Raw genomic sequence first — 20,975 nt, 5'->3', positions numbered from 1 at the left:
GTTTTCTCGCCTTGAAACATGATCCTATCCGAAAAGTCGGGCGCTTTCCGAAAATCATGCGCGGCCGCTTGAAAATGCCGCGGCTCTTATCCTTTTGTTTCAGGCGCGCTCTTGGCCAGAAACCTCGGGGCTTTTCGGGATCATGCCCTAAGCCTCGATCGTCGAGGCAAGGTGCAAGATTGCCGCCATGGCGTCTGGCGTCTGGTGCGCCATCGCGGGAAGATGGGGGTTGAGGCGGCTGGTGGTCCAGCCCTTTCTCGTGAGCAGGAACCGGTCGCAGGGATAAAGCCCGCCGCGCGCAGGCAGCAGGTCAAGCCCGGCATCCACGTAAGCGAACCCGCACTTTTCCAGGACGCGACGCGACGCCTGGTTGATGACCCTCACATTGGCGAGAATGCGTTCGGCTTTGGTCAAGGCGAAAAGCGCCTCGATGTGCGCCCTAACCGCTTCGGTGGCGAAGCCTTTGCCCCATGCGGCCGGCGACAGGATGAACCCGAGTTCGATGTCTCCGGCTTCCGACAGAGTGGCGCTGACGACGCCGATGACCGGGCGGCAGTCACCCTTCTGGCTGATCACGAGAATCAGCGCATTGCCGTTGGCGTTGTCGGCGCGGGCCTGGAAAATGAAGCGTTCGGCTTCGCCGGCGGGATAGGGATGCGGGATCTCGGCCGTCATCCGCGCTGTTTCGGCGAGGCTTGCGAAACTCGTGACCGCCGGGGCGTCGCTGACGCGGGGCCAGCGCAGCCACAGTCGTTTGGTTTCGAGACGAAAGATATCGTCGCAGGTTAGATCAGGGAACATGGTGGCTCCGGCTGGCGAACCCATAGGGTTCTGCAACAAAAGAGAGCGGCGACTCCCCACACCCGTTGCAAAGCCGTTCGAGCTTTTCCGGACTTCCCTGATTTCCAAAGAGCGGTTTTCAAACATTTCAGAAAACCTAGTCCGCCGGGTCTGATGGGACAGGCGGAGGTTTTCCAGTCTCTCCGCCCTTATTCTGTAGCTTGCGTTTGTGGCTCAGCAATGACCGATACATAGGCGCGGCCATTTCCTTTGGTCGAAAATTTGATCTTGCCTTCGATCAGAGCGAACAAGGTATGGTCAGTGCCGAGGCCGACATTGGCGCCGGGGTGCCAGGTGGTGCCCCGCTGGCGAACGATAATGTTTCCGCTCACCACGGATTCGCCGCCGAATTTCTTCACGCCGAGACGCCGGCCCTTGGAATCGCGGCCGTTGCGGGACGAGCCGCCTGCTTTTTTATGCGCCATCGAACTGGCTCCAAATATCTGTGCGATGGAGGCGCCGTTGCGCACATCGCTCGCTTGCATGACTGGTTTGGTGCATCCTCACGGTCCGAAAGCGCGACAGGCGTTTTTCGAACCGCAAAGCAAATTTCGTTCCGCCGCGTCGCTCAGGTCTCGGGCGATTCGGACGAAGCCGCCGCGCGCGCAGCGCCGCCGCCCGACACAAGCTGGGTGATTCGCACCAGCGTCAGATCCTGGCGATGGCCGCGCTTGCGCTTCGAGTTCTGCCGCCGCCGTTTCTTGAAAGAGATGACCTTGGGGCCGCGTTTCTGCTCGACGATCTCGGCCGCGACGCTGGCGCCTGGAACAAAGGGCGCGCCCACCGTCGGCTCGCCGTCTCCGCCGAGCATCAGGACATTATCGAAAGTCACGGCGTCGCCCGCTTCGCCCGGAAGACTCATGACCGTTATCGTATCGTCGGCGGAAACGCTGTATTGCTTGCCGCCGGTTTTGATGACTGCGAACATTTTTTTCCCTTATGTTCGATCCGGCTCTTTCGAGGTGAAACCTCGCAGGCCGGCTTCTTGGCAGTAGTCACAAAGCCGTTAGAGGCTCATTCTCGCGCGCCGATCAGACTTGATCCGCGGCCTCCGCCATGCTTTTGGGCTATCCCGCAAAAGCACAGCGCCACGCTGCGCAAACGAAAAAACGCGGCCGAAGCGCCGCGCTGAGATGGCAGTTCAATACAAAACCGACAAATGCTTGTCAACCGTTCCTTCGGAGCGCGCCCGGCGACCGCGAGCGCCGCATTTGAGCCATCTTCGGCAGGCTTTGTCTTCCCTCGCTCATCGCCTTTGGCGTCGCCGCGGTCACACGCGTCTCAAGCGCGATATTTTCGGGAAAGGATCGTTCTTTAAATCTCAAGGGATCGCTGGAGCCATTTACAATAACGGCTTGATCCCTTTAAGGCGATGCGTCATGCGCAAAGCCGCCGGTATCACAAAACCTGTCCGGCGCAGCGCACAACCCGCCGCGCCAATTCACTCGAAGGGCGCTTTCGTCAGATCTCGAATGGGATGATCCGTCTACAGGACGTTGGCGCGGGGTTTTCGCCGTATGTCGCGCTGAACGGCGCCGGCCCGCCGCGGCCGATTTAAAAAGAGCAGGGCATTGGCAAGGGTCAGAACATCACAATGACAATGGACGCGCCCTTGCGCAGCCACCCTTTTGTGCCGGGTCTGTGGTCGAACCGCTTGCATGGCGGCGTGGATCTCGGCCACGAGCCCGCGATTGAGGCCGACGGCGAGCGGCATTCGTCTTTCGATCGGCGTCGCATATCGCTGCGATGGTTTTCAGGCACGATTCTGGCCGGCGTCACCGGCGGCGCTCTGATCGGCGCGGCTATCTACGCCTCGCTCGGCAATCAATCCTATTTCGCCGAGCCGCCGTCGCTCGCGCCGCGCAAGGAAATCAACGTCGATTTCGGCGTCGACCAGCACAAGGCGGACCGTCTGGTCAAGTCGGTCGATATTGTCGCCGCCAAGCAGACTTTCCGCGCGCCGACGGCGATCAAGGTGGGCGACAAGGAGGTCATGAAGGTTCACACCTTCACGCGCGTCGAGACGACGCTGCTCCTGAACAGCGCGGGCTTCGCCGAGGATGTGCCGCCGTTCAACCCGCTCAAAATCCTGGCCGACGCCCGCAATCCGATCGACGTCGCGCCCGAGCCCGTTCAGGACGACGCCGAAGTGTCCTGGTCGACGCGCGATATCGCCGTCGAAGATCTTTCGCCCATCGGATTGAGCGAGGATGAGGTGCGGGCCCAGGTCGCCGAACACGTCAAGAATACGGCGGCGGCCGGATCGAGGCAGATTGCTTTGCCGCCGCAACTTCTGCTGATGCGCACGAGCCGCACCAATCTCCCCGGCATGCTCGCCTATGCCAATCCCGCGGATCAGATCAAGACGACGCCTTTTTCGGCCATCGAGGTGCGCATGGTTCCGGAAAATGTGACCAATGTCGGCCGCTCGCCGCAGACGCCGCAGGGCGCGCAGGCGGAGGAGCGCCTTGTCGTCGTCCGCCACGGCGAAACGCTGGAAGACGTTTTGCGTACGGCGGGGCTCGGCAAGGCGAGGATCGCGTCCGTGATGGCCGCCTTCAAGCTGAAGCCTGGCGAATTGGCCGCGCCGGAAGGGCGCCGCGTCAAGCTGCTCTTTGCAGATCTCGACGGCTCAGGGGAAGGTTTGACGCTTGCGCGTCTTTCCATCTACTCGGACGAGACATTGGAGAGCAGCGTCGCCATCGACGATCGCGGCGCCTATGTGCCTGTGATGGCGCCGGCCCATCCCGCCAAACGGCCGGCCGCCAACAGCGATGACGCCGACGATGAAGATGGCATGCGGCTTTATGATTCATTCTACGAGACGGCTTTGAAGCAGGAGATTCCGCGTCCGATCATCGATGATCTGGTGCGCATCTTCGCCAATGACGTCGATTTCCAGCGTCCTGTCAGCGGCGGCGATTCCTTTGAGGCTTTCTACGATGAGACCGACGAAAGCGAAGGTCATAACCTCCTCTACGCAACGATCACGGCGCGGGGTGAAACCTATCGGTACTACCGCTTTCAGACGCCCGACGATAGCGTCGTCGACTTTTATGACCAGGACGGCCGTTCAACGCGCAAGTTTCTGGTGCGAACCCCGATCATCAACGCCAAATTCACGTCTGGATTCGGGTACCGCTTTCATCCGATCCTCGGCTATACGCGCCCGCACACCGGCGTCGATTGGGCGGCCCCGATCGGCACGCCGATCTTCGCCGCCGGCAATGGCGTGATCGTCAAGGCGGGGTGGGATTCCGGCTACGGCCGCCGCATCGAGATCGAGCATGCGAACGGCTATGAGACGACCTATAACCATATGTCGGGCTTCGCCCGAGGCGCCACGGAAGGCGCGAGAGTCCGCCAGGGCCAGGTGATCGGCTACCTTGGCCAGACCGGCCTCGCAACCGGACCGCATCTTCATTACGAAGTTCTGGTCAACGGCCATTTCGTCGACCCGATGAAGGTCAAGCTATCGCGCACGCGCGAATTCGACGGCCGCATGCTGGCCGATTTCAGGCGTGAGCGTGACCGCATAGACGGTCTCGTCGCCGAAGCGCCCGCGGCCGAGCGCGTCGTCGCGGAGCAGCGCGCCAAATAATTCAGGAATTCCTGGACCGGGGGGCGTTCGGGCTGATCACCTGCTGAGCGGTCGGATTGTGGCCTGAAGACGCCTTCCAAAATGCGACGACTGTCGCGCGCGCCTTCAGTTCTTTCATCGGCGTCTGGTTTGACGAACCGCCCCCGCTTCGCTTTATGAAGGTGATCGGGGCTCCGGCTCCAGCCTTATTTGGCGAGGTCTGAAACGATCAGCGAGTGGTCGGAGCCGAGCATTTTCATTCGGACCAGTTCGTCTCCCTCGAACCACAGATCGCGGTCAAAATCGCCCGGCGGCTTCGCCGAAAGCTGGTAGTGATGCGTTTGATGCTTGACGCCCTGGATCGTCAGCGTCTCTTCGCCAAGATCCTTGACCTTGACCGAAATGCGCTTTCCGTCAGCCGGATCGAACAACTCCGTGCGGGTGACGAGGTCCTTGCTCCAAAGGCTCGCCGGCGCAATCGATTTGGGCTCTTCGCTTTTCTTGCCATCCACGATGAGCGTGACCTTGTCAGGCGTCGTCGAGGGCGCGATTTCGACGACGTGCTTCGTGCCATTATCGTCGGTTTGCGATTTGAACGCCGCCAGCTGACCGTTTTTCCAAGTCTCGCTGCAGTTGTGCTGATAGCGGTAGACCTCGACATACATCAGCTTGACGGAGATATCCGTCTTGTTTTTCACTGTCGTCGAGTCGGCTGTCCGATCGATATCCACCACATTTGCGCCAATCTTGTCATCCTTTCGAATAATATCGAAAGTTTGATGCATCTTGGTCGGCGCCGGTGTGTGCGCGTGGGCGTCGGCGCGCGGAGCCGGAGCGCTTTCGCCATGCGCCGCAGGGTCAGCGTGCGCGAGGATGATCGCGGAAGGGGCGGCTGCCGTCAGAAGAGCAAGCACAACGCCAAAAGTTCTCATATCATCACCCATATTTGCGTTTAGATTCCATCCTACGCAGCAAAAGCGACGGTTTTGGGTCAATTCGGCCCCGCGCTTTCTTTATTTTGCCTTAAACAGAGGTATTCGTATCTTTTTGAGCGCGGTGTTCCCGGCGGGCGAGTCTTGCTTTATCTTGGCAGTTTGAGAGTCATGAGGCGGCGATCAGTTCCCCGCCAAGCAATTTGCGCGCGGCCTCTGGCGACAGCCCTTCCTGCCGTAGCGCGCGCAACGACTTCGCGCGCAACGACTTCGACAATTTGTGGCCCGAGGCGTCGCGAAGCAGCCTGTGATGGCGATAGCGCGGCTCCGGCAAATCGAGCAAGGCCTGCAGCAAGCGATGCAGATGCGTCGCCATGAAAAGATCCTCGCCGCGCACGACATCTGTGACGCCTTGCAGCGCGTCATCGACAACAACGGCGATGTGATAGCTGGTCTGGATGTCCTTGCGCGCCACAATGGCGTCGCCCCACAACGCGGGCTCGGCTATGATTTCGCGGCCTTCCGCGCTTGAGCCGAACACGGGACGTTCCCGCCAGCCGAGCTGAAAGCCAAGCGAAGCCATCGCCGCGTCCATGTCGATGCGCTGCGCCGCGGAGCGGCCGCCTGCGAGCCGGCGCGCGCGCTCCGCTGGCGGCAAATGCTTGCACGTTCCCGGATATAGCGGCGAGCCGTCCGGATCGCGCGGCGAATCGGGGCGTCCAGCGACCGTGGCCATGATGTCCCCGCGCGAACAGAAGCAGGGATAGACCAGTCCGCGCGATCTCAGCCTCTCAAGAGCGTTCGCATAATCGGAAAAATGCTCGGACTGGCGCCGCACAGGAAGCTCCCAGCTGAGCCCAAGCCATTCAAGATCCTCGTAGATCGCCTGCTCGAATTCGGGACGGCAGCGATCGATGTCGATATCCTCTATGCGAAGCAACATGCGGCCACCGCTTGCGCGCGCCATTTCGAAATTCAGCAGGGCGGAATAGGCGTGGCCAAGATGGAGGTAACCGTTCGACGAAGGCGCAAAACGGAGGGTCTGGTTGGAAAAGCTCCGCGTCATTCCTGAGCGCCTGGCATCAAAATAACGCCCGCGCTGCGTTCATTCGTCAGTTGTCGCGGCGTTTCGCGAAGGGCGCGAGGCGGCATTGTTTAAAAATCCATCATTGCAAATACATTCATGTCGCGCCGCGGCGATCGCGGCGAAAAAAGATCCCATGTCTCAAAAGCTCGTGAAAGGCGCAAATCGCCTCCCATCATGATGTTGCAAAAAAAAAGCGGCGGACGGCCGGATCGGGAACCAAAATGATTTCGCCTATCAGCATAATCGATGTGTGCGAACCGACCAAGCCTTGAAGCTTGCACCCGAAACAAACAATGATTCGGATCAAAGTGTGCGTTAATGGAAAGATAAAGACATTTTATCATTTTGGGGAAATTAGAAAATGAGCGAGCGCGATTGCTTTGACGCAGCGATGCGAATTCCGCTCGGTAGTCTTCGATTTCCGCGTCATCCGCTCTGCCGATGACGCCTGGGCAAATGGAAATCCGTTCCTCCCCAGTAAGTGGGAGGATGATGTCGCTGCAAAACCGGCTTCGGCTTTTCGGCGTCATGTTCTAGTAGCGGATTTTGACATATTCGCCGGGCGCATCGCAGAGGGCGGGCAGTTCGCCGCTTCCTGGAATTCGCGCCGGCGCACGCTCGGGCGATTGCCGGACGACCCATTCGAGCCAATCGGGCCACCAACTGCCCGGATGTTCGGTCGCCTTTTCAAGCCATTCCTCGAAGGCGCCGGAGGGACGGTCTCCGATCCAGTATTGATACTTCGGTTTGGCGACCGAATTGATGACGCCGGCGATATGGCCGGAGCCCGCGAGGACATAGCGAACATCGCCGCCGACCATCTGCGCGCCGATGAACACGGACCGCGCCGGCGCGATGTGGTCCTCACGCGTTGCGAGATGATAGACCGGGATCGTGATCTTCTTGAGGTTCAGAGTCTTGCCGCCAAACACAGCCTTGCCGCGCGCCAGCCTGTTTTCGAGATAGCAGTCGCGCAGATAGGTTATGTGATTGGCGGCGGTCATGCGCGTCGAATCGGAATTCCACGCGAGAAGATCGAACGCCAGCGGCGGCTTGCCCTTCATGTAATTGTTCACGACGAAGGACCAAATGAGATCCTCGGGCCGAAGCATGTTGAAGGACGTCGACATGGCCGAGGCTTCAAGATAGCCCGTCGAGGCCATCTTCTGTTCGAGGTCGCGCAGATGCTCCTCGTCGATGAAAATCTTGAGGTCGCCCGCCTGGCTGAAATCAGTCTGCGTCGTAAAGAAGGACGCGCTTTCGATCCTTTTGTCGCCGATCTCGGCCATATAGGCGAGCGTCATGGAAAGCAGGGTGCCGCCGATGCAATAGCCGATCGCCGTCACATTGGTTTCGCCGGTGGCCTTCTCGATGGCTTCGAGCGCGGCAAATATGCCTTCGCGCATATAGTCTTCAAATCCCTTGTCGCGATGGCGCGAATCGGGGTTGACCCAGGAGACCATGAAAACCGTGAGCCCCTGCGAGACCGCGTAGCGCACGAAGCTTTTGTCGGCCGTGAGGTCGAGAATGTAGAATTTGTTGATCCAGGGCGGCACGATGAGCAGCGGCCGCTTGTAGACGGTCTCGGTCGTCGGCGAGTACTGGATCAGTTCGATGAGCTCGTTACGGAAGATGACCTTGCCCGGCGTCGTCGCGAGATTCTTGCCGACTTCGAATTTCGAGGCGTCGTAACGCGTGATCTTGAGGCGGCCTTTACCCGCTTCGAGGTCCCTGGCCAGCATCGCCGCGCCGCGCACGAGATTTTCGCCGTTCGAAGCCCAGGTTTCCTTGAGAACCTCGGGATTGGTCGCGAAGAAATTTGAAGGCGCCAGAGCGCTCGAAATCTGCCGAAAGTAGAATTTCGCCTTGCTGCGGGTCTGCAGATCGAGATCGTCCGAGCGGTCGATGATCGCATTCGCCCAGTTGACGGCGATGGCGTGCGCCTGACGCAGGAAATCGAACACGAGGCTCTCGCGCCATTCCGGAGCTGTGAACCGTTTATCCGATGGATCGTAAGGCACGACGGGCGCTTCAGCTTCGCCCGAGAGCCGCCGCAACGTGTTCGACAACAGAGAGAGAAAACCGACGACGAGGGCGGACTGCGCTTCGACGGTCTTTTTCGGATCGCTGAGCCAATGTTCGGCGACCTTGCTGATCGAGCGGATCGCGTTCGACATTTCCGATGAGAGGTCGCTTTTGGTCTCACCCGGCTCCGGCGGTTTCAGGGACGCCGCCAGAGCCTTGCCGCCGTGTTCGAGAAGCCGCGCCATATTGTAGGCTATCTGCTCGAGATCCGGCTTTGGCGCGCCATCGCCGGCGCCCTCCATCGGAATACCCAGCTTCGCCAAACCTGGCGCGAGCGCTGCGAGCGCCGGAGGCATGAGGCCAGGAGGAATAACCGTGGCGGAAGCCACGCCAGGAGCAACTGGCGGCGAGGCGCTGGAAGCCGGAGACGCTGTGGGCGATGACGGCTCGCGACCGTTCGGGTCGGCGGCCGAACCAAGCGCCTTTTCGGCTTGGCTCGCGCTCAGTTTTTTTTCCGCCGCAGCCTTTGCCCTTTTTTTCCGTCCCGCGGCTTTCGTCTTGCCTGACTGTCCGCTTTCGCCACCGCGCCGGGATCCGATAGAGCTCATGGCGTTCCCCTTTCCCTCTGCGGGTTACACATTATCTTTTCCGGCGATGCGCATCGTCGCGCGACGCATGGCGCCTCTCTTGAAAGGCAGTGGCGTCGCCGGTCGCCGCCGCCTTCGGTCTTTCAAGCGGATGGCGACTTTCTATATAAGCATTTGCCGAGGCTTATTGAGGCGCTCGTCCGGCCGGTTGTCTGTCTGCGGCCCATCATAATGGTTTCCCGCCTCCAGAAAACCGTCTTTATGAGGATAAAGGGCGTTGAATCAATGCGCTACAGAGGCGTGCGCGGCTCTGCGCCGTATAAATGCGAAAGTTTTGACGAGACCGTGTTGAGATTGCCGCCGCGAATGCGCCAAGATGAGAATCACTGGATGGGATTAGAGCCTGCGCGGCTTCAGCCTGCAAGATCAAGCTCTATCCTTGGTGGGCTCATGACCCTTGTGATCTGCAGCGCCATGGTTGCTCATCCGGCGCCGGCGTTTGCGCAAAGCTCTACCCCGGCCGCCGATGCGCCGGTCCAGCCCGCCGCCGCGCCGGCCCAGAAAACGCGGATAAAGACGAAGAATCCAACTGGCTCCCCACTCGACACGCTGATGAAAACCCGGCTTCGGGCCGATGTGCCGGAAGCGAAGGATTTTGTGCGTCAATCGCGCCCGCCCCAGGACACGCTCGATTATCGGCCGACAACAGGGACCGATCCAGAGCGGCCAAAGCCACGCACCAAAGCTGAACTCGACGCGCTGCAGAGCGAACTTGAAAGCGCGTTGGCCCACAACGGCGCTCGGGGCGGGCAGCCAAAGGCCACCAGGACGCCGGCGACCTCGAATTCAAAGCAGGGCGCCAAGAAAACGCCGGCAAACTAAGCGGCGCGTCGTGATCACCGCCGCCGGAGCGTCCTGAAACTATTCTCCATGGCCGGGAATCCCCAGCTCTTCATAAGGGCCCTTCCTACGCGCTATTGACGTCGCCGTCCCGGAAGTGTACCAAATAGTAAAGTATGTACCGAATAGTACATAAGCTGGTCTGTCCGGAGCTGAAAAATGTCGAATGAACAACGCCCCCCGCTTCCGCCCTTCAGTCACGAAACCGCCGCCCAGAAGGTGCGTCTTGCCGAGAACGCCTGGAACAGCCGCGACCCTGCCCGGGTCTCGCTCGGCTACAGCGTCGACAGCGCCTGGCGCAATCGCGCGGAATTCGTCAACGGCCGCGAGGCGATCGTCGCGTTTTTGTCGCGCAAATGGGCGCGCGAGCTTGACTACCGGCTGATCAAGGAGCTTTGGGCCTTTACGGGAAATCGCATCGCCGTCAGATTCGCTTATGAATTCCGCGACGATTCGCGCAATTGGTATCGCGCCTATGGCAATGAAAACTGGGAATTTGGCGAGGATGGGCTGATGGAGCGCCGGTTCGCCTGCATCAATGATCTGCCGATCAGGGAATCGGAGCGCCAATTTTTCTGGCCTCAGGGCGATCGTCCCGCCGATCATCCAGGATTGTCGGATCTCGGGCTTTAAGAACAATGGCGAGGCTTATTGCGGAGCGTTCGGATATCGTGCCCAAGCTGGCCGAGATTTTTCGTGAAAACGGCTTCGAGGGCGCGAGCCTTGCGCTGATCGGTCAAAAGACGGGCCTTGGCAAAGGCAGTCTCTATCACTTTTTTCCTGGCGGGAAAGAGGAGATGGCCGCCGCCGTTTTGGCTGACATCGACGACTGGTTCGAGAGCAATGTCTATCGGCCCTTGCGCGAGGCCGATGACGCTGGCCTCGCCATCAGCGGCATGTGCCGCTCCGTCGTCGATTATTTCCGCTCCGGCCGCAGAATATGCCTCGTTGGCGCATTCGCGCTCGACAATGTGCGCGACCGCTTCGCCGCCAAGATCCGCGCTTATTTCGCGGCCTGGACCGAAGCGCTCGCCGGCGCCCTCGAGCGGGCCGGAAGTGATTCGACGGAAGCGCAGCAACGGGCGGAAGAAGCCGTCGCCGATATCCAGGGCGCGCTTGTGCTTTCGCGCGCGCTCAACGACACGGCTGTGTTCGAGCGGGGAATGGCCCGCATCGAGGAGCGGCTTCTCGCGGCTTAGAGCATGATGCCGAAAAGTTGCAGACTTTTCGGGCCCACATCATGCGGTAAAACAAAGGCCTAAAGAGCGGAATGCGATTCCGCTTGAACGCATTCCGCTCTAGCCGGCTGGCGGCGCGCCGGGATGAAGTCGAACGGTTCGGCCCTGAGGGCGTCGCTCGGGCCGCCCGCAGCTGAGAGCTGAACTGGCTTATTGCTGATTAAATCAGGCTGGCGAGCCTGGCGAAAACGGCTTCGTTCGAGGCCGTCGACGCATTGCGGGCTAGAGCCAGCAAAGGCGCGCTGGTGAAATTCGCGAGGGTTGCGAGCGTCGCATCAAGGCCGACGGAAGAGTCTGGCGTTTCGCTGATGACGACTGCCCGGACGGTCAGGCGGTTCGCACGCAAGACATCGAGCGCCGTCAGGCTGTGGCTGATGGCGCCGAGATAGCTGCCCCCGACAAAAATCAGCGGCAGATTTAGCGCGCGCATCAGATCGAGCTGTGTCTTGGCGGCGTTGAGCGGAACCATGACGCCGCCGACGCCTTCGATCAGCAAAACATCCGTCGTCCTGGCAAGAGCCTCATCGCAAAATGCCTTAACTTCGGCCATGTCGATGGCGCGGCCCTCCGCCGCCGCCGCCATGTCGGGCGACAGCGGGGCGCTGAAGCGCAACGGCGAGACCAGCGCCAGGTTCTCGCTTGATACGGGGCGCCCCAGCGCTTCAAGAAGCATAGCCGGATCGCTGGTTGAGGGATCAGCCGGATTGAAGCCGCTGACGATCGGCTTCAAGACCTCGACATCGCGGCCTTGTTCCCTGAAGGCCCGCGTGAGGCCCGCGACGACGAAAGTCTTGCCGACATCGGTGCCGGACCCCGTGATGAAAAAAGCCGGCATGTCAGGACCCGATGATGGAGCGCACCGTTTGCGCCAGCCGCGCGATGTCTTCATCGCTATGCGCGGCGGAAAAGGCGAAGCGCAACCGCGCCGTGCCGGCTGGCACCGTCGGCGGCCTGATGGCGGTCACGAGAAATCCGGCCTCGGCCAATTGCCGCGAAGCCGCGAGCGCCGCCTCGGGGGCGCCGATGATCACCGGAACGATCGGGCTCTGCGCCTCCGGCAGGTTGAGCGCCTTTGTAAAGGCGCGCGCCTTGGCGAGCGGCTTCTCGACGAGCAGAGGATCGTTTTCGATGATGTCCAGCGCGGCGATCGCGGCGGCCACGCTGGCGGGGGGCAGGCCTGTCGAATAGACGAGCGTTCTGGCGCGCGTCTTTATGAGATCGATCACCTGCTTTGAGGCGCAAAGATAGCCGCCATAGCCGCCGATTGCTTTTGACAGCGTGCCCATTTGCAGCGGAACCGGCGGAGCGCCCGCCGCCGTGACCGATCCGCCCCCGCCGCCGATGACGCCGAGCCCATGCGCGTCATCGCTCATCAGCCAGACGTCGTAGGAGGCGCACAGCGCGGCGAGTTCGGCGAGCGGCGCGCGGTCGCCGTCCATGGAAAACACGCCGTCGGTGAGGAGCAGGGCGCGGCGGAAGTTTGCGCGCTGGGCTGCGAGCAATTCTTCCGCCTGCGAAACGTCATTATGGCGGAAGATGATCGTTTTCGCCGGTGAGAGCTGCGTCCCGGCAAAGAGGCAGGCATGCGCCAATTCGTCGATCAGAATGAGATCCTTGGCGCCCGCGAGCGTCGGGACGATGCCCGCATTGGCGAGATAGCCGGAGCCGAAAACGCAGGCTGCTTCTGTCCTTTTCAGCCGGGCGAGCCGCGTCTCGAGTTCGCCGAGCAAAGGATGATTGCCTGTGACGAGGCGCGAGCCGCCGCTGCCGGCTCCATAGCGCGCGATCGCTTCAACCGCCGCGGCTTTGACGGCGGGGTGATGAGAGAGATTGAGATAATCATTGCAGGAGAAGGACAAAAGCCGCCGCCCCTCGCGAAAGACCCACGGCGCCTCCTCGCGCGCGCTTTCGACAAGCGTCCGGCGCAGATGCTGGGCGTCGAGTTCGGCGAGTTTTGCTGAGGCGAAGTCGTCTAGCGTGTTCATTTTCGGGTTCGGCCTGCGTTGACGCAGCGGATGGGGAGGGCTAGGCGAGGTTTTGCGCAAAAACATCGCGCGAGGCAAATCCAGGAGGCGAATCAGTGAGCGCCGTACCGCCGGATTGGTTGACCAAAGGCCTGCCGCATATCTGGCTGCCCTATACGCAGATGCTGACCTCGCCGCCGCCTTTGCCGGTGGTCGCCACGCAGGGCTCGCGGATAAAGCTGGCAGACGGGCGCGAACTCGTCGATGGCGTCGCCAGCTGGTGGACGGCGTGTCACGGCTATAACCATCCGCACATCGCCGGCGCCGTGACGCGGCAGCTCCGCGACATGCCCCACGTCATGTTTGGAGGTCTCGCCCACGCGCCAGCGCTGACTTTGGCGCGGCGGCTTGTCGAGCTTTTGCCAAAGCCTCTCGACCGGGTGTTCTTTTGCGACAGCGGCTCCGTCGCCGTCGAGGTCGCGATGAAGATGGCCGTGCAGTTCTGGCTCAATCAGGGCGCCGGCGGGCGGACAAAATTTCTCTCTTTCAAAGGCGGCTACCACGGCGACACATTCGCTACCATGGCCGTGTGCGATCCCGAAGAGGGCATGCACAGCCTGTTTTCGAACGTTCTGACCAAACAGGTCATTGCTGACCTTCCCGTCGATGAGGCGAGCGAATGGGCTTTCGACGCCGCGCTCGATGCGCACGCCGGCGCGCTTGCCGCGATCCTCGTCGAACCCTTGGCGCAAGGCGCAGGCGGCATGATTTTCCACGATCCGGCCGTTTTGCGTAAATTGCGGCGCGCTGCGGACAGGCATGGAATCCTTCTGATTTTCGACGAGGTCTTTACCGGCTTCGGCCGCACAGGAACAATGTTCGCCTGCGAGGCGGCGGGCGTCGTCCCCGACATCATCGCTTTGTCGAAGGCCTTGACCGGAGGGACCATGGGCCTTGCGGCCACGGTCGCGACCAGCACAGTGTTCGAGGCGTTCTCCTCAACCGATCCAATGCGCGCGCTGATGCATGGGCCGACTTTTATGGCCAATCCTCTGGCTTGCGCCGCGGCCAATGCTTCGCTCGATCTTTTCGCGAGCGAGCCGCGGCTGAGGCAGGTCGCCGCCATAGCCGCCGCATTGGCGCGCGATCTTGAACCGTGCCGGGACTTTGCGGGAGTGCGCGATGTGCGCGTTCAGGGCGCGATCGGCGTCGTCGAACTTGATCAGATCAACGACATGAATGAGTTGAAGCGCCGTTTCGTCGAATCCGGCGTCTGGGTGCGCCCGTTTCGAAATATCGTTTATCTGACGCCGGCCTTTACCATAGCGGAAGCTGAGCTGAAGAGACTGACCGATGCTGTCGTCGCGGTGCTCGGCGCCTGGTCTAAGGCATGGTGAGGAAGGGTTTTTGCCGAGCAGTCGCCGGTTTTCGTGAAGAACGTGAAATCAGAAAATCCTGGGGGAAGCTGCTGGCTTCACCTCGACTAGTGAGCCGCCGCCTTTTCCTTGTCCTTGGGGTCTTTCGTGCAAACGATGTGCGTTTCCGTGCGCGTCACGCCGTAGCCTTCGTCCAACGCGACATTTTCAGAAACGCAGCCTTCGTCCAGCGCCGTTTGCGCTTTCGTTTCGGCGACCGACGCGTCCTGGGTTCCCATATAGGCTGCAAAAATTACGGCCAAACTGAAGACAAAGCCAAGGATCGAACCCAGTCTGGTCATGTCGCATCCGATGTGAAGCCGCCTCGACATAGACAACAGCTGAGCCGTGGGAACCGTTCCGCTTACGGAGCAGCATTTGTCGACGAGCGGGCGATGAGCCCGCAACTTCCTAGACGAGCGCCATCCTTGAAACTAGTGCATGAGCGCAACACCGCCGCGTTTCCGCCCGAACGTGCACAGGCTCAAAGAAGGCCCCCCGGGACCGTCCGGAAAAATCTGCCGCTCTCAGGGCCGCGCCCGCGCGACGACCGAACATTTCCGCAGCCCGGCCCGGTGCCTAAAAGGAAACCGTCACCTGATTCTGCGCCGACCGATTCGCGAGCGTCAGCGCGATGTCGGCGCAGGCTTTCGTTCTTTGTAGAACAAAAAGCGACTCGAATTCTTCAAGAGCGAGAAGTTCGAAATGCTCGTGCGATCCGCATGGAATGCGCCCCGTGTAGGCCAGATCCTGCAAGGCGCGCAGTCTCGAAAATAACTCAAGTCGAAACTCATTATCCAGAAGCATCCCTTCGCCTCCCAAATGGATATTTGACTTATCAATTCATGCCAATTTCAATCGTCGCTAAATTGTCGCCAGCAAGGCTGACGGCCGCCGTTTCCACGCTGACGCTCGCAGTCAATTATCAACAGATTGTTGCCGACGAATAGCGTGTGTCAATTGCGTAAATCACACATTCTACAGATTCCATGGAGCTTCGCAAACACACAATGTAAATTGCGTTACATTGCGGTGATCGCGCCACGGTGATCGCGCCACAATGAGAAGGCGGTTCGAGCTTCAGCGACGGCGGCCGCTCTTTTGCTCAGCTCTCGCTTGTTGACGAAACTGAACTGCTTGCATCGAGGACGGTGGCCCGCGCGACTGACGCCGCGCGGGCCACCAGAACAAAAACAGAACTTGCGCTGCCCGCCTGCCTCGGTTAGGGCTTGGCCATGGGAAAAGCCGTCTCTCCACCGCCGCCGCCCGCATCGGGCGGTTTCGAGCCCGTCAACCTGCGAGATGCGCTGGAAGAGCGCTACCTCGCCTATGCGCTTTCGACCATCATGGGCCGGGCGTTGCCGGACGCGCGCGATGGCCTGAAGCCGGTGCATCGCCGCATTCTGTATGGCATGCAGATCCTGCGGCTCGATCCGGGGACGGCCTTCAAGAAATGCGCGAAAATCGTCGGCGACGTGATGGGCTCGTTCCATCCGCACGGCGATCAGGCGATCTATGACGCGCTGGTGAGGCTCGCGCAGGATTTTTCTTCGCGCTACCCGCTGGTCGACGGGCAAGGCAATTTCGGCAATATCGACGGCGACGGAGCCGCCGCCTATCGCTACACCGAAGCGCGCATGACGGATGTGGCGCGGTTGCTCCTCGAAGGCATCGAAGAGGACGCGGTCGATTTTCGCGAGAATTATTCAGGCGACCAGCAGGAGCCCGTCGTGCTTCCCGCGGCGCTGCCCAATCTTCTCGCCAATGGCGCGCAGGGCATCGCCGTCGGAATGGCGACCTCGATCCCGCCGCATAACCTCGCCGAGCTTTGTGACGCTGCGCTTTATCTGATTTCGCATTCGGAGGCGACGACGGACCAGTTGCTGGCCTTCGCGCCGGGACCTGACTTCCCGACCGGCGGCGTTCTGGTCGAGTCAAAAGAATCGATTGCCGAAACCTACCGCACCGGGCGCGGTTCGCTGCGGCTGCGCGCGCGCTGGACGAAGGAAGAAAGCGCACGCGGCGCCTGGGTCATTGTCGTCACCGAAATCCCCTATATGGTTCAAAAGTCGCGGCTGATCGAAAAGATCGCCGAGCTTTTGAACGACAAGAAGCTGCCGCTCGTCGCCGACATCCGCGACGAATCGGCCGAAGATGTCCGCGTCGTCATCGAGCCGAAAAGCCGGACGGTCGACGCCGACATGCTGATGGAGCATTTGTTCAAGCTCACCGAGCTCGAAACGCGCTTCCCGATGAACATGAATGTGCTCGAGGGCGGCGTCGTGCCGCGCGTCGTCTCCTTCAAGGAGGCGTTGCAGCAATGGCTCGACCATCGCCGCGATGTGCTTTTGCGCCGTTCGCGGCATCGGCTCGCTGAAATTGTTCGCCGGCTCGAAGTCCTGGCCGGCATGCTGATCGTATTCCTCAATCTCGATGCGGTGATCCGCATCATCCGGGAGGAGGATGAGCCAAAGCCAAGGCTGCAGGCGGCTTTCGGCCTCTCGGAGCCGCAGGTTAATTACGTTCTCGATACCCGCCTTCGCAGCCTGCGGCGCCTCGAGGAAATGCAGATCCAGCGCGAGCACGATGCACTCGTCGAGGAGCGCCGGGACATCGAGGCGCTGCTTGCCGATGAAGTCAAGCAATGGAAGACGATCACCGGCCAGATACGCGAGCTGAAGAAAAAATATGGCCCCGAGACCAAGCTCGGCCGGCGCCGCACGACGTTTGACGTTGCCCCGGATCTTGGCGACGTCGATTTTGCAAGCGCAATGGTCGAACGCGAGCCAGTGACGGTGGTCGTCTCGCAAAAGGGCTGGATTCGCGCTCTGAAAGGCCATGTCGCGGAGCTGAGCAGCCTGCAATTCAAGGGCGATGACGCCTTGAGCGTCTCCTTCTTCGCCGAAACCACTTCGAAAATTCTTGTACTCGCCAGCGACGGCAAGATCTTTACGCTCGACGCCGGGAAGCTGCCGGGCGGGCGCAGTCAGGGCGAACCGCTTCGCCTGATGGCCGACATCGGCGAGGGCGAGACGATCTGCGCCGTCTTCCCCTATGCGCCCGGCGTCAAAATGCTGGTCGCCTCCAGCGACGGGCGCGGGTTTGTCGCCCCGCAGGACGAGATGATCGGCGGCACGCGCAAAGGCAAGTCTTTGCTCAATGTCGACAAGCCGGCGGCTGCGAAAATCATCACGCCCGCCGACGGGGATCATTTGGCCGTGATCGGGGAAAACCGTAAGCTGCTTGTTTTCCCGCTGGATCAGGTCCAGGAAATGGCGCGAGGCAAAGGCGTGCGCCTGCAGAAATACCGGGATGGCGGCATCGCCGACGCCAAAGTGTTTCGCCTCGCCGATGGCTTGACCTGGAAAGATTCGGCCGGACGCGTCTTTACGGTCTCCGCGGCTGAACTTGGCGAATGGATCGGCAGCCGCGCCGAGGCCGGACGCCTGCCGCCGCGCGGCTTCCCCAAGAACAACAGGTTTGGGTAAGGCAGCCTAACCCACCCTCTCCCAACCGTTCATGCCAAGCCGTTCCTGCGGCAGAAAACGCGCCTTATAGGCCATCTTCTGCGAGCCCTCGACCCAGTAACCGAGATAGACATGAGGCAGGCCGAGGCGGCGCGCGCGCTCGATATGGTCGAGAATCATAAATGTCCCGAGCGAGCGGCGCGGCTGGTCCGGCGCATAGAAGGAATAGACCATCGACAGCCCGTCGGCGAGAAGGTCGGTGAGACATGCCGCCGTTAGTTGCGTCTCGCCCGGCGCATTGAGATCCGGCGCGCGATATTCGACAAGACGGCTTTCGACATGGCTGTCCTCGATCATCATCGAATAGTCGAGAACGGTCATATCTGCCATGCCGCCTTCGCCGTGCCGTGCGTCGAGATAGCGGCGAAACAGCGAATATTGCTCGGACGTCGGCTCCGTCCGTCCGACGAGGCCGGCGAGGTCGGCGTTCTGCTCCATCACGCGGCGAAAAGTGCGGGTGGCCCGGAAGTCATTGACCTTGACCCGGACGGAGACGCAGGCCCGGCACCGCTCGCAGGCGGGCCGATAAGCGATCGTCTGCGAACGACGAAAGCCGGAAAGCGTCAGCTGATCGTTTAAGCCCACCGCACGGCCGCCGATGAGATGGGTGAAGACCTTGCGTTCCTGCCGGTCCGGGAGATACGGGCACGGGGACGGCGCCGTCAGATAGAACTGGGGCGCGTCGCGCGGTTCTCGCGTCAAGGTGGTTGGTCCCTTTGATCCCGTTTTCATCTTTGTTCAATCAAGGCTAGCGCGTTCTTGTGTCGCCGCAACTTAAAAAACGCTTCTAAAAGGGACGGCGGGTAATGATCACCCCGGCAAGGATGTCATGCAAACACCTTTTTCCGTCCGTTACTAAGGCGACAAGAAAAATCGGCGGAAACATGGTGCTGAGATAGAAAAGCACCGCATGCGCCGCGGCGATCAAAAAAGGGACGCGCTCACCGTCGATCAGACGCATCTCAAGGTCCATGGCGCGCATGCCCGGGGTCGCCATCTGCGCGCCGGACACGGTGAGGCCGTTGTAAAAAAACGCGACAAAGGGAAAGATCGGAGGCAGAATCAGGACCGTAAGACCGAGCGTCAGGAACGCCAGCGCAAACCAGATCGCGACGGAAAAGATCGAGACGAGAATAAAATCGAGAATGAAAGCCATGATGCGCCGGAATAACACGCCGGAGAAGGCCGCTGGCGGCAAATTGGCCGGAAGATACGCGGGCCCCGGCATCGTCCACCTGTCGAAACCGCGTAAATCGCTCATCCGTCGCATTCCTCTCTAGATTTCTGCATTGCCAGAACGGTTGCCGCTGCGCCGACGCCGCCCGGCGAATGCGTCACGAAACTCTATTTGGCCTCGACAGGGGCATGCAACAAGATCCATCTGGAGAGCTCGCCATGGAGCCGCCTGATTTCTACGAATTATCAGCCGGACATGCTGACAAGCTTGCGCCAGGCCGCCGTCGAGCCGAAGACGAAAAACAAGCAGACCATCAAAGGCTTTTTTGAAGCTTTCGCCGGCCGACGCTTTTGCCAGATTGATCTCGCATTTTGCCCTTGGTCCGGGTGTGGGGGCCGTCGGAGCGCCGGCGGGACATGGAGTAATGATGAGCGACATGAATGCACCCGCTGTCACCCTTTTGACGCTTGGCTCCCGGTGCGGCGCCAAGGCTGGACCGGAAGGAGAGCCGCCGCCCGATTTCGTGCGGCTGGCTGACGTCGCGCCGCGCATCCGTCAGGATATGCGTTACGCTGGGCCTGAGAATTTTATGGGGCGTCCTGTTCCCGGCTATTGCGCGGCGCAATGCTGGCTGCGCCGCGAGGTCGCGGAAGCGCTGGCCGCCGTGCAGAAGGATGCCGAAAGGGCGGGGCGAAGCCTTGTCGTCTATGATTGTTACCGGCCGCAGCGGGCGACTGCGGCGTTCATCGCCTGGGCGGCCGACCCTTCCGATCAGGCAATGAAGGCCGCCTATTACCCGCATCTCGACAAGGCGGCTCTGTTCGAGCTTGGCTATATCGCCAGGGCCTCCGCCCATTCGACCGGGATCGCCGTCGATCTCGCCCTCATCGGGATGGATTTCGGCACGCCGTTCGATCTCTTCGACGAAGCTTCGGGCACGCGCGATCCCGCGATCTCCGACGACGCGAAACGAAATCGCGCGGAGCTCGGCGCCTTGATGCAGAGGCGCGGCTTCGTGAATTTTGAAAAAGAATGGTGGCATTTCACGCTCGAAGGACTGAGCGGCGTGGCCCCGCATGACTTCGAGGTGCGCTGATGCGGCAGGCTCTGCGCCAGCTGGACATTCAAACCAGGGGCAAGGGCCTCACTGAAATAACGCGCGATGTCGCGGCCTTCGTCAGCGGGGAAGCGATCTCGACAGGGCTTTTGACCTTGTTCTGCCAGCACACCTCGGCGTCGCTTCTGATCCAGGAGAACGCGGACGCCGACGTTCAGAAGGACCTTGCCGCTTTCTTCGAGCGGATCGCGCCCGAGGATGCGGCGCTCTATGCGCACAACGCGGAGGGGCTCGACGACATGCCGGCTCATATCCGCGCCGCGCTGACGCAGGTTCAGCTCTCGATTCCGGTAGCTTCGGGCGCGATGACGCTGGGAGCCTGGCAGGGAATCTATATATTCGAGCATCGGCGGGCGCCGCATCGGCGCGCGGTCATATTGCACCTTTTGGGTGAGTGAAGCTCTGCGCGGCAAGACAAACCATTTGCATCAAGCAATCTCAGTTCCCGCCAGCTGTTTCGTTGTGTTTTTGCCACTGCACGGAAGATAACATCGCGGCTGATCCAAGCTATTATTGATGAATAGCGTCAAGCGACGTAGCTTTCCTTCATTCGCGATGCTCGATCTCGGGGGGGATTATGATGTTA

At 60.8% G+C, this 20,975-nt stretch carries 20 protein-coding genes; 8 read left to right on the top strand and 12 right to left on the bottom strand.

What is annotated here, in order from left to right:
* Positions 1-147 precede the first annotated feature (147 nt).
* The 3 genes from MPC4_RS16655 to rplU form a co-directional block, all read right to left on the bottom strand.
* Entirely contained in the window at positions 148-801 is a 654-nt protein-coding gene (locus tag MPC4_RS16655; protein WP_174513499.1) for a GNAT family N-acetyltransferase, read from the bottom strand.
* Between the two features lie 188 nt (positions 802-989).
* Positions 990-1,265: a 50S ribosomal protein L27 gene (gene rpmA / locus MPC4_RS16650; protein ID WP_174513583.1), complete on the bottom strand. Its 276-nt coding sequence runs from the start codon at positions 1,263-1,265 to the stop codon at positions 990-992.
* Positions 1,266-1,408: 143 nt separating this feature from the next.
* On the bottom strand, positions 1,409-1,768 hold the full coding sequence (rplU, locus tag MPC4_RS16645; protein ID WP_174513498.1) for a 50S ribosomal protein L21: 360 nt from the start codon (positions 1,766-1,768) through the stop codon (positions 1,409-1,411).
* A 666-nt stretch (positions 1,769-2,434) separates the two neighbouring features.
* On the opposite strand from rplU, the gene MPC4_RS16640 reads away from it, so the two are divergent.
* Positions 2,435-4,441: a M23 family metallopeptidase gene (locus tag MPC4_RS16640; protein WP_174513497.1), complete on the top strand. Its 2,007-nt coding sequence runs from the start codon at positions 2,435-2,437 to the stop codon at positions 4,439-4,441.
* Between the two features lie 185 nt (positions 4,442-4,626).
* Here the strand turns inward: MPC4_RS16640 and MPC4_RS16635 are convergent, their stop codons facing one another.
* The 3 genes from MPC4_RS16635 to MPC4_RS16625 form a co-directional block, all read right to left on the bottom strand.
* Positions 4,627-5,364, bottom strand: coding sequence for a DUF6134 family protein (locus MPC4_RS16635; protein ID WP_244629069.1), 738 nt, complete (start codon positions 5,362-5,364; stop codon positions 4,627-4,629).
* 157 nt (positions 5,365-5,521) lie between these two features.
* Positions 5,522-6,418 carry a tRNA glutamyl-Q(34) synthetase GluQRS gene (gene gluQRS, locus MPC4_RS16630; protein ID WP_174513496.1) on the bottom strand — a complete coding sequence of 299 codons (897 nt, stop codon included), beginning with the start codon at positions 6,416-6,418 and terminating at the stop codon, positions 5,522-5,524.
* 554 nt (positions 6,419-6,972) lie between these two features.
* Complete coding sequence (locus MPC4_RS16625; protein ID WP_174513495.1) at positions 6,973-9,072, bottom strand: PHA/PHB synthase family protein; 2,100 nt, start codon at positions 9,070-9,072, stop codon at positions 6,973-6,975.
* Positions 9,073-9,501: 429 nt separating this feature from the next.
* On the opposite strand from MPC4_RS16625, the gene MPC4_RS16620 reads away from it, so the two are divergent.
* The 3 genes from MPC4_RS16620 to MPC4_RS16610 all read left to right on the top strand — a co-directional run bounded on the left by MPC4_RS16620 (position 9,502) and on the right by MPC4_RS16610 (position 11,150).
* The gene (locus tag MPC4_RS16620) at positions 9,502-9,933 is read left to right on the top strand and encodes a hypothetical protein (protein WP_174513494.1); all 432 of its coding nucleotides are present in this window, start codon (positions 9,502-9,504) and stop codon (positions 9,931-9,933) included.
* Between the two features lie 177 nt (positions 9,934-10,110).
* Complete coding sequence (locus MPC4_RS16615) at positions 10,111-10,584, top strand: nuclear transport factor 2 family protein (protein WP_134489085.1); 474 nt, start codon at positions 10,111-10,113, stop codon at positions 10,582-10,584.
* Positions 10,585-10,589: 5 nt separating this feature from the next.
* Positions 10,590-11,150 carry a TetR/AcrR family transcriptional regulator gene (locus MPC4_RS16610; RefSeq protein WP_174513493.1) on the top strand — a complete coding sequence of 187 codons (561 nt, stop codon included), beginning with the start codon at positions 10,590-10,592 and terminating at the stop codon, positions 11,148-11,150.
* A gap of 199 nt (positions 11,151-11,349) precedes the next feature.
* Here MPC4_RS16610 and bioD read toward each other — a convergent pair whose 3' ends face one another.
* Both bioD and bioF read right to left on the bottom strand, forming a co-directional pair.
* Positions 11,350-12,024 carry a dethiobiotin synthase gene (gene bioD / locus MPC4_RS16605; protein ID WP_174513492.1) on the bottom strand — a complete coding sequence of 225 codons (675 nt, stop codon included), beginning with the start codon at positions 12,022-12,024 and terminating at the stop codon, positions 11,350-11,352.
* Between the two features lies 1 nt (position 12,025).
* The gene (gene bioF, locus MPC4_RS16600) at positions 12,026-13,174 is read right to left on the bottom strand and encodes an 8-amino-7-oxononanoate synthase (protein ID WP_174513491.1); all 1,149 of its coding nucleotides are present in this window, start codon (positions 13,172-13,174) and stop codon (positions 12,026-12,028) included.
* Positions 13,175-13,269: 95 nt separating this feature from the next.
* Here bioF and MPC4_RS16595 point away from each other — a divergent pair, with 95 nt between their 5' ends.
* Positions 13,270-14,550, top strand: coding sequence for an adenosylmethionine--8-amino-7-oxononanoate transaminase (locus MPC4_RS16595; RefSeq protein ID WP_174513490.1), 1,281 nt, complete (start codon positions 13,270-13,272; stop codon positions 14,548-14,550).
* Between the two features lie 86 nt (positions 14,551-14,636).
* On the opposite strand, the gene MPC4_RS16590 is transcribed toward MPC4_RS16595, so the two are convergent.
* Together MPC4_RS16590 and MPC4_RS16585 are read right to left on the bottom strand one after the other, a co-directional pair.
* Positions 14,637-14,870 carry a hypothetical protein gene (locus MPC4_RS16590; protein WP_134489074.1) on the bottom strand — a complete coding sequence of 78 codons (234 nt, stop codon included), beginning with the start codon at positions 14,868-14,870 and terminating at the stop codon, positions 14,637-14,639.
* Positions 14,871-15,147: 277 nt separating this feature from the next.
* Positions 15,148-15,375, bottom strand: a complete 228-nt coding sequence (locus MPC4_RS16585; protein WP_134489072.1) for a hypothetical protein — start codon at positions 15,373-15,375, stop codon at positions 15,148-15,150.
* Positions 15,376-15,803: 428 nt separating this feature from the next.
* On the opposite strand from MPC4_RS16585, the gene parC reads away from it, so the two are divergent.
* Positions 15,804-18,056 (top strand): DNA topoisomerase IV subunit A, encoded by a 2,253-nt coding sequence (gene parC, locus MPC4_RS16580; protein ID WP_174513489.1) that lies wholly within the window; start codon positions 15,804-15,806, stop codon positions 18,054-18,056.
* Between the two features lie 6 nt (positions 18,057-18,062).
* On the opposite strand, the gene MPC4_RS16575 is transcribed toward parC, so the two are convergent.
* Both MPC4_RS16575 and MPC4_RS16570 read right to left on the bottom strand, forming a co-directional pair.
* Positions 18,063-18,797 (bottom strand): arginyltransferase, encoded by a 735-nt coding sequence (locus MPC4_RS16575; protein WP_174513488.1) that lies wholly within the window; start codon positions 18,795-18,797, stop codon positions 18,063-18,065.
* A gap of 85 nt (positions 18,798-18,882) precedes the next feature.
* Positions 18,883-19,356, bottom strand: coding sequence for an RDD family protein (locus MPC4_RS16570; RefSeq protein ID WP_174513487.1), 474 nt, complete (start codon positions 19,354-19,356; stop codon positions 18,883-18,885).
* Between the two features lie 352 nt (positions 19,357-19,708).
* On the opposite strand from MPC4_RS16570, the gene MPC4_RS16565 reads away from it, so the two are divergent.
* A complete protein-coding gene (locus MPC4_RS16565; RefSeq protein WP_342343638.1) occupies positions 19,709-20,368 on the top strand; it encodes a M15 family metallopeptidase in 660 nt (219 codons plus the stop codon).
* The gene (locus tag MPC4_RS16560; RefSeq protein ID WP_174513485.1) at positions 20,368-20,787 is read left to right on the top strand and encodes a secondary thiamine-phosphate synthase enzyme YjbQ; all 420 of its coding nucleotides are present in this window, start codon (positions 20,368-20,370) and stop codon (positions 20,785-20,787) included. The genes MPC4_RS16565 and MPC4_RS16560 overlap by 1 nt, the downstream gene beginning before the upstream one ends.
* Positions 20,788-20,975: the final 188 nt, after the last annotated feature.

It is taken from the genome of Methylocella tundrae (assembly GCF_901905185.1).
Taxonomy (GTDB): Bacteria; Pseudomonadota; Alphaproteobacteria; order Rhizobiales; family Beijerinckiaceae; genus Methylocapsa; species Methylocapsa tundrae.
Note: the sequence above shows the minus strand (reverse complement) of the source record. Positions and strands in the feature narration are given on the sequence as shown.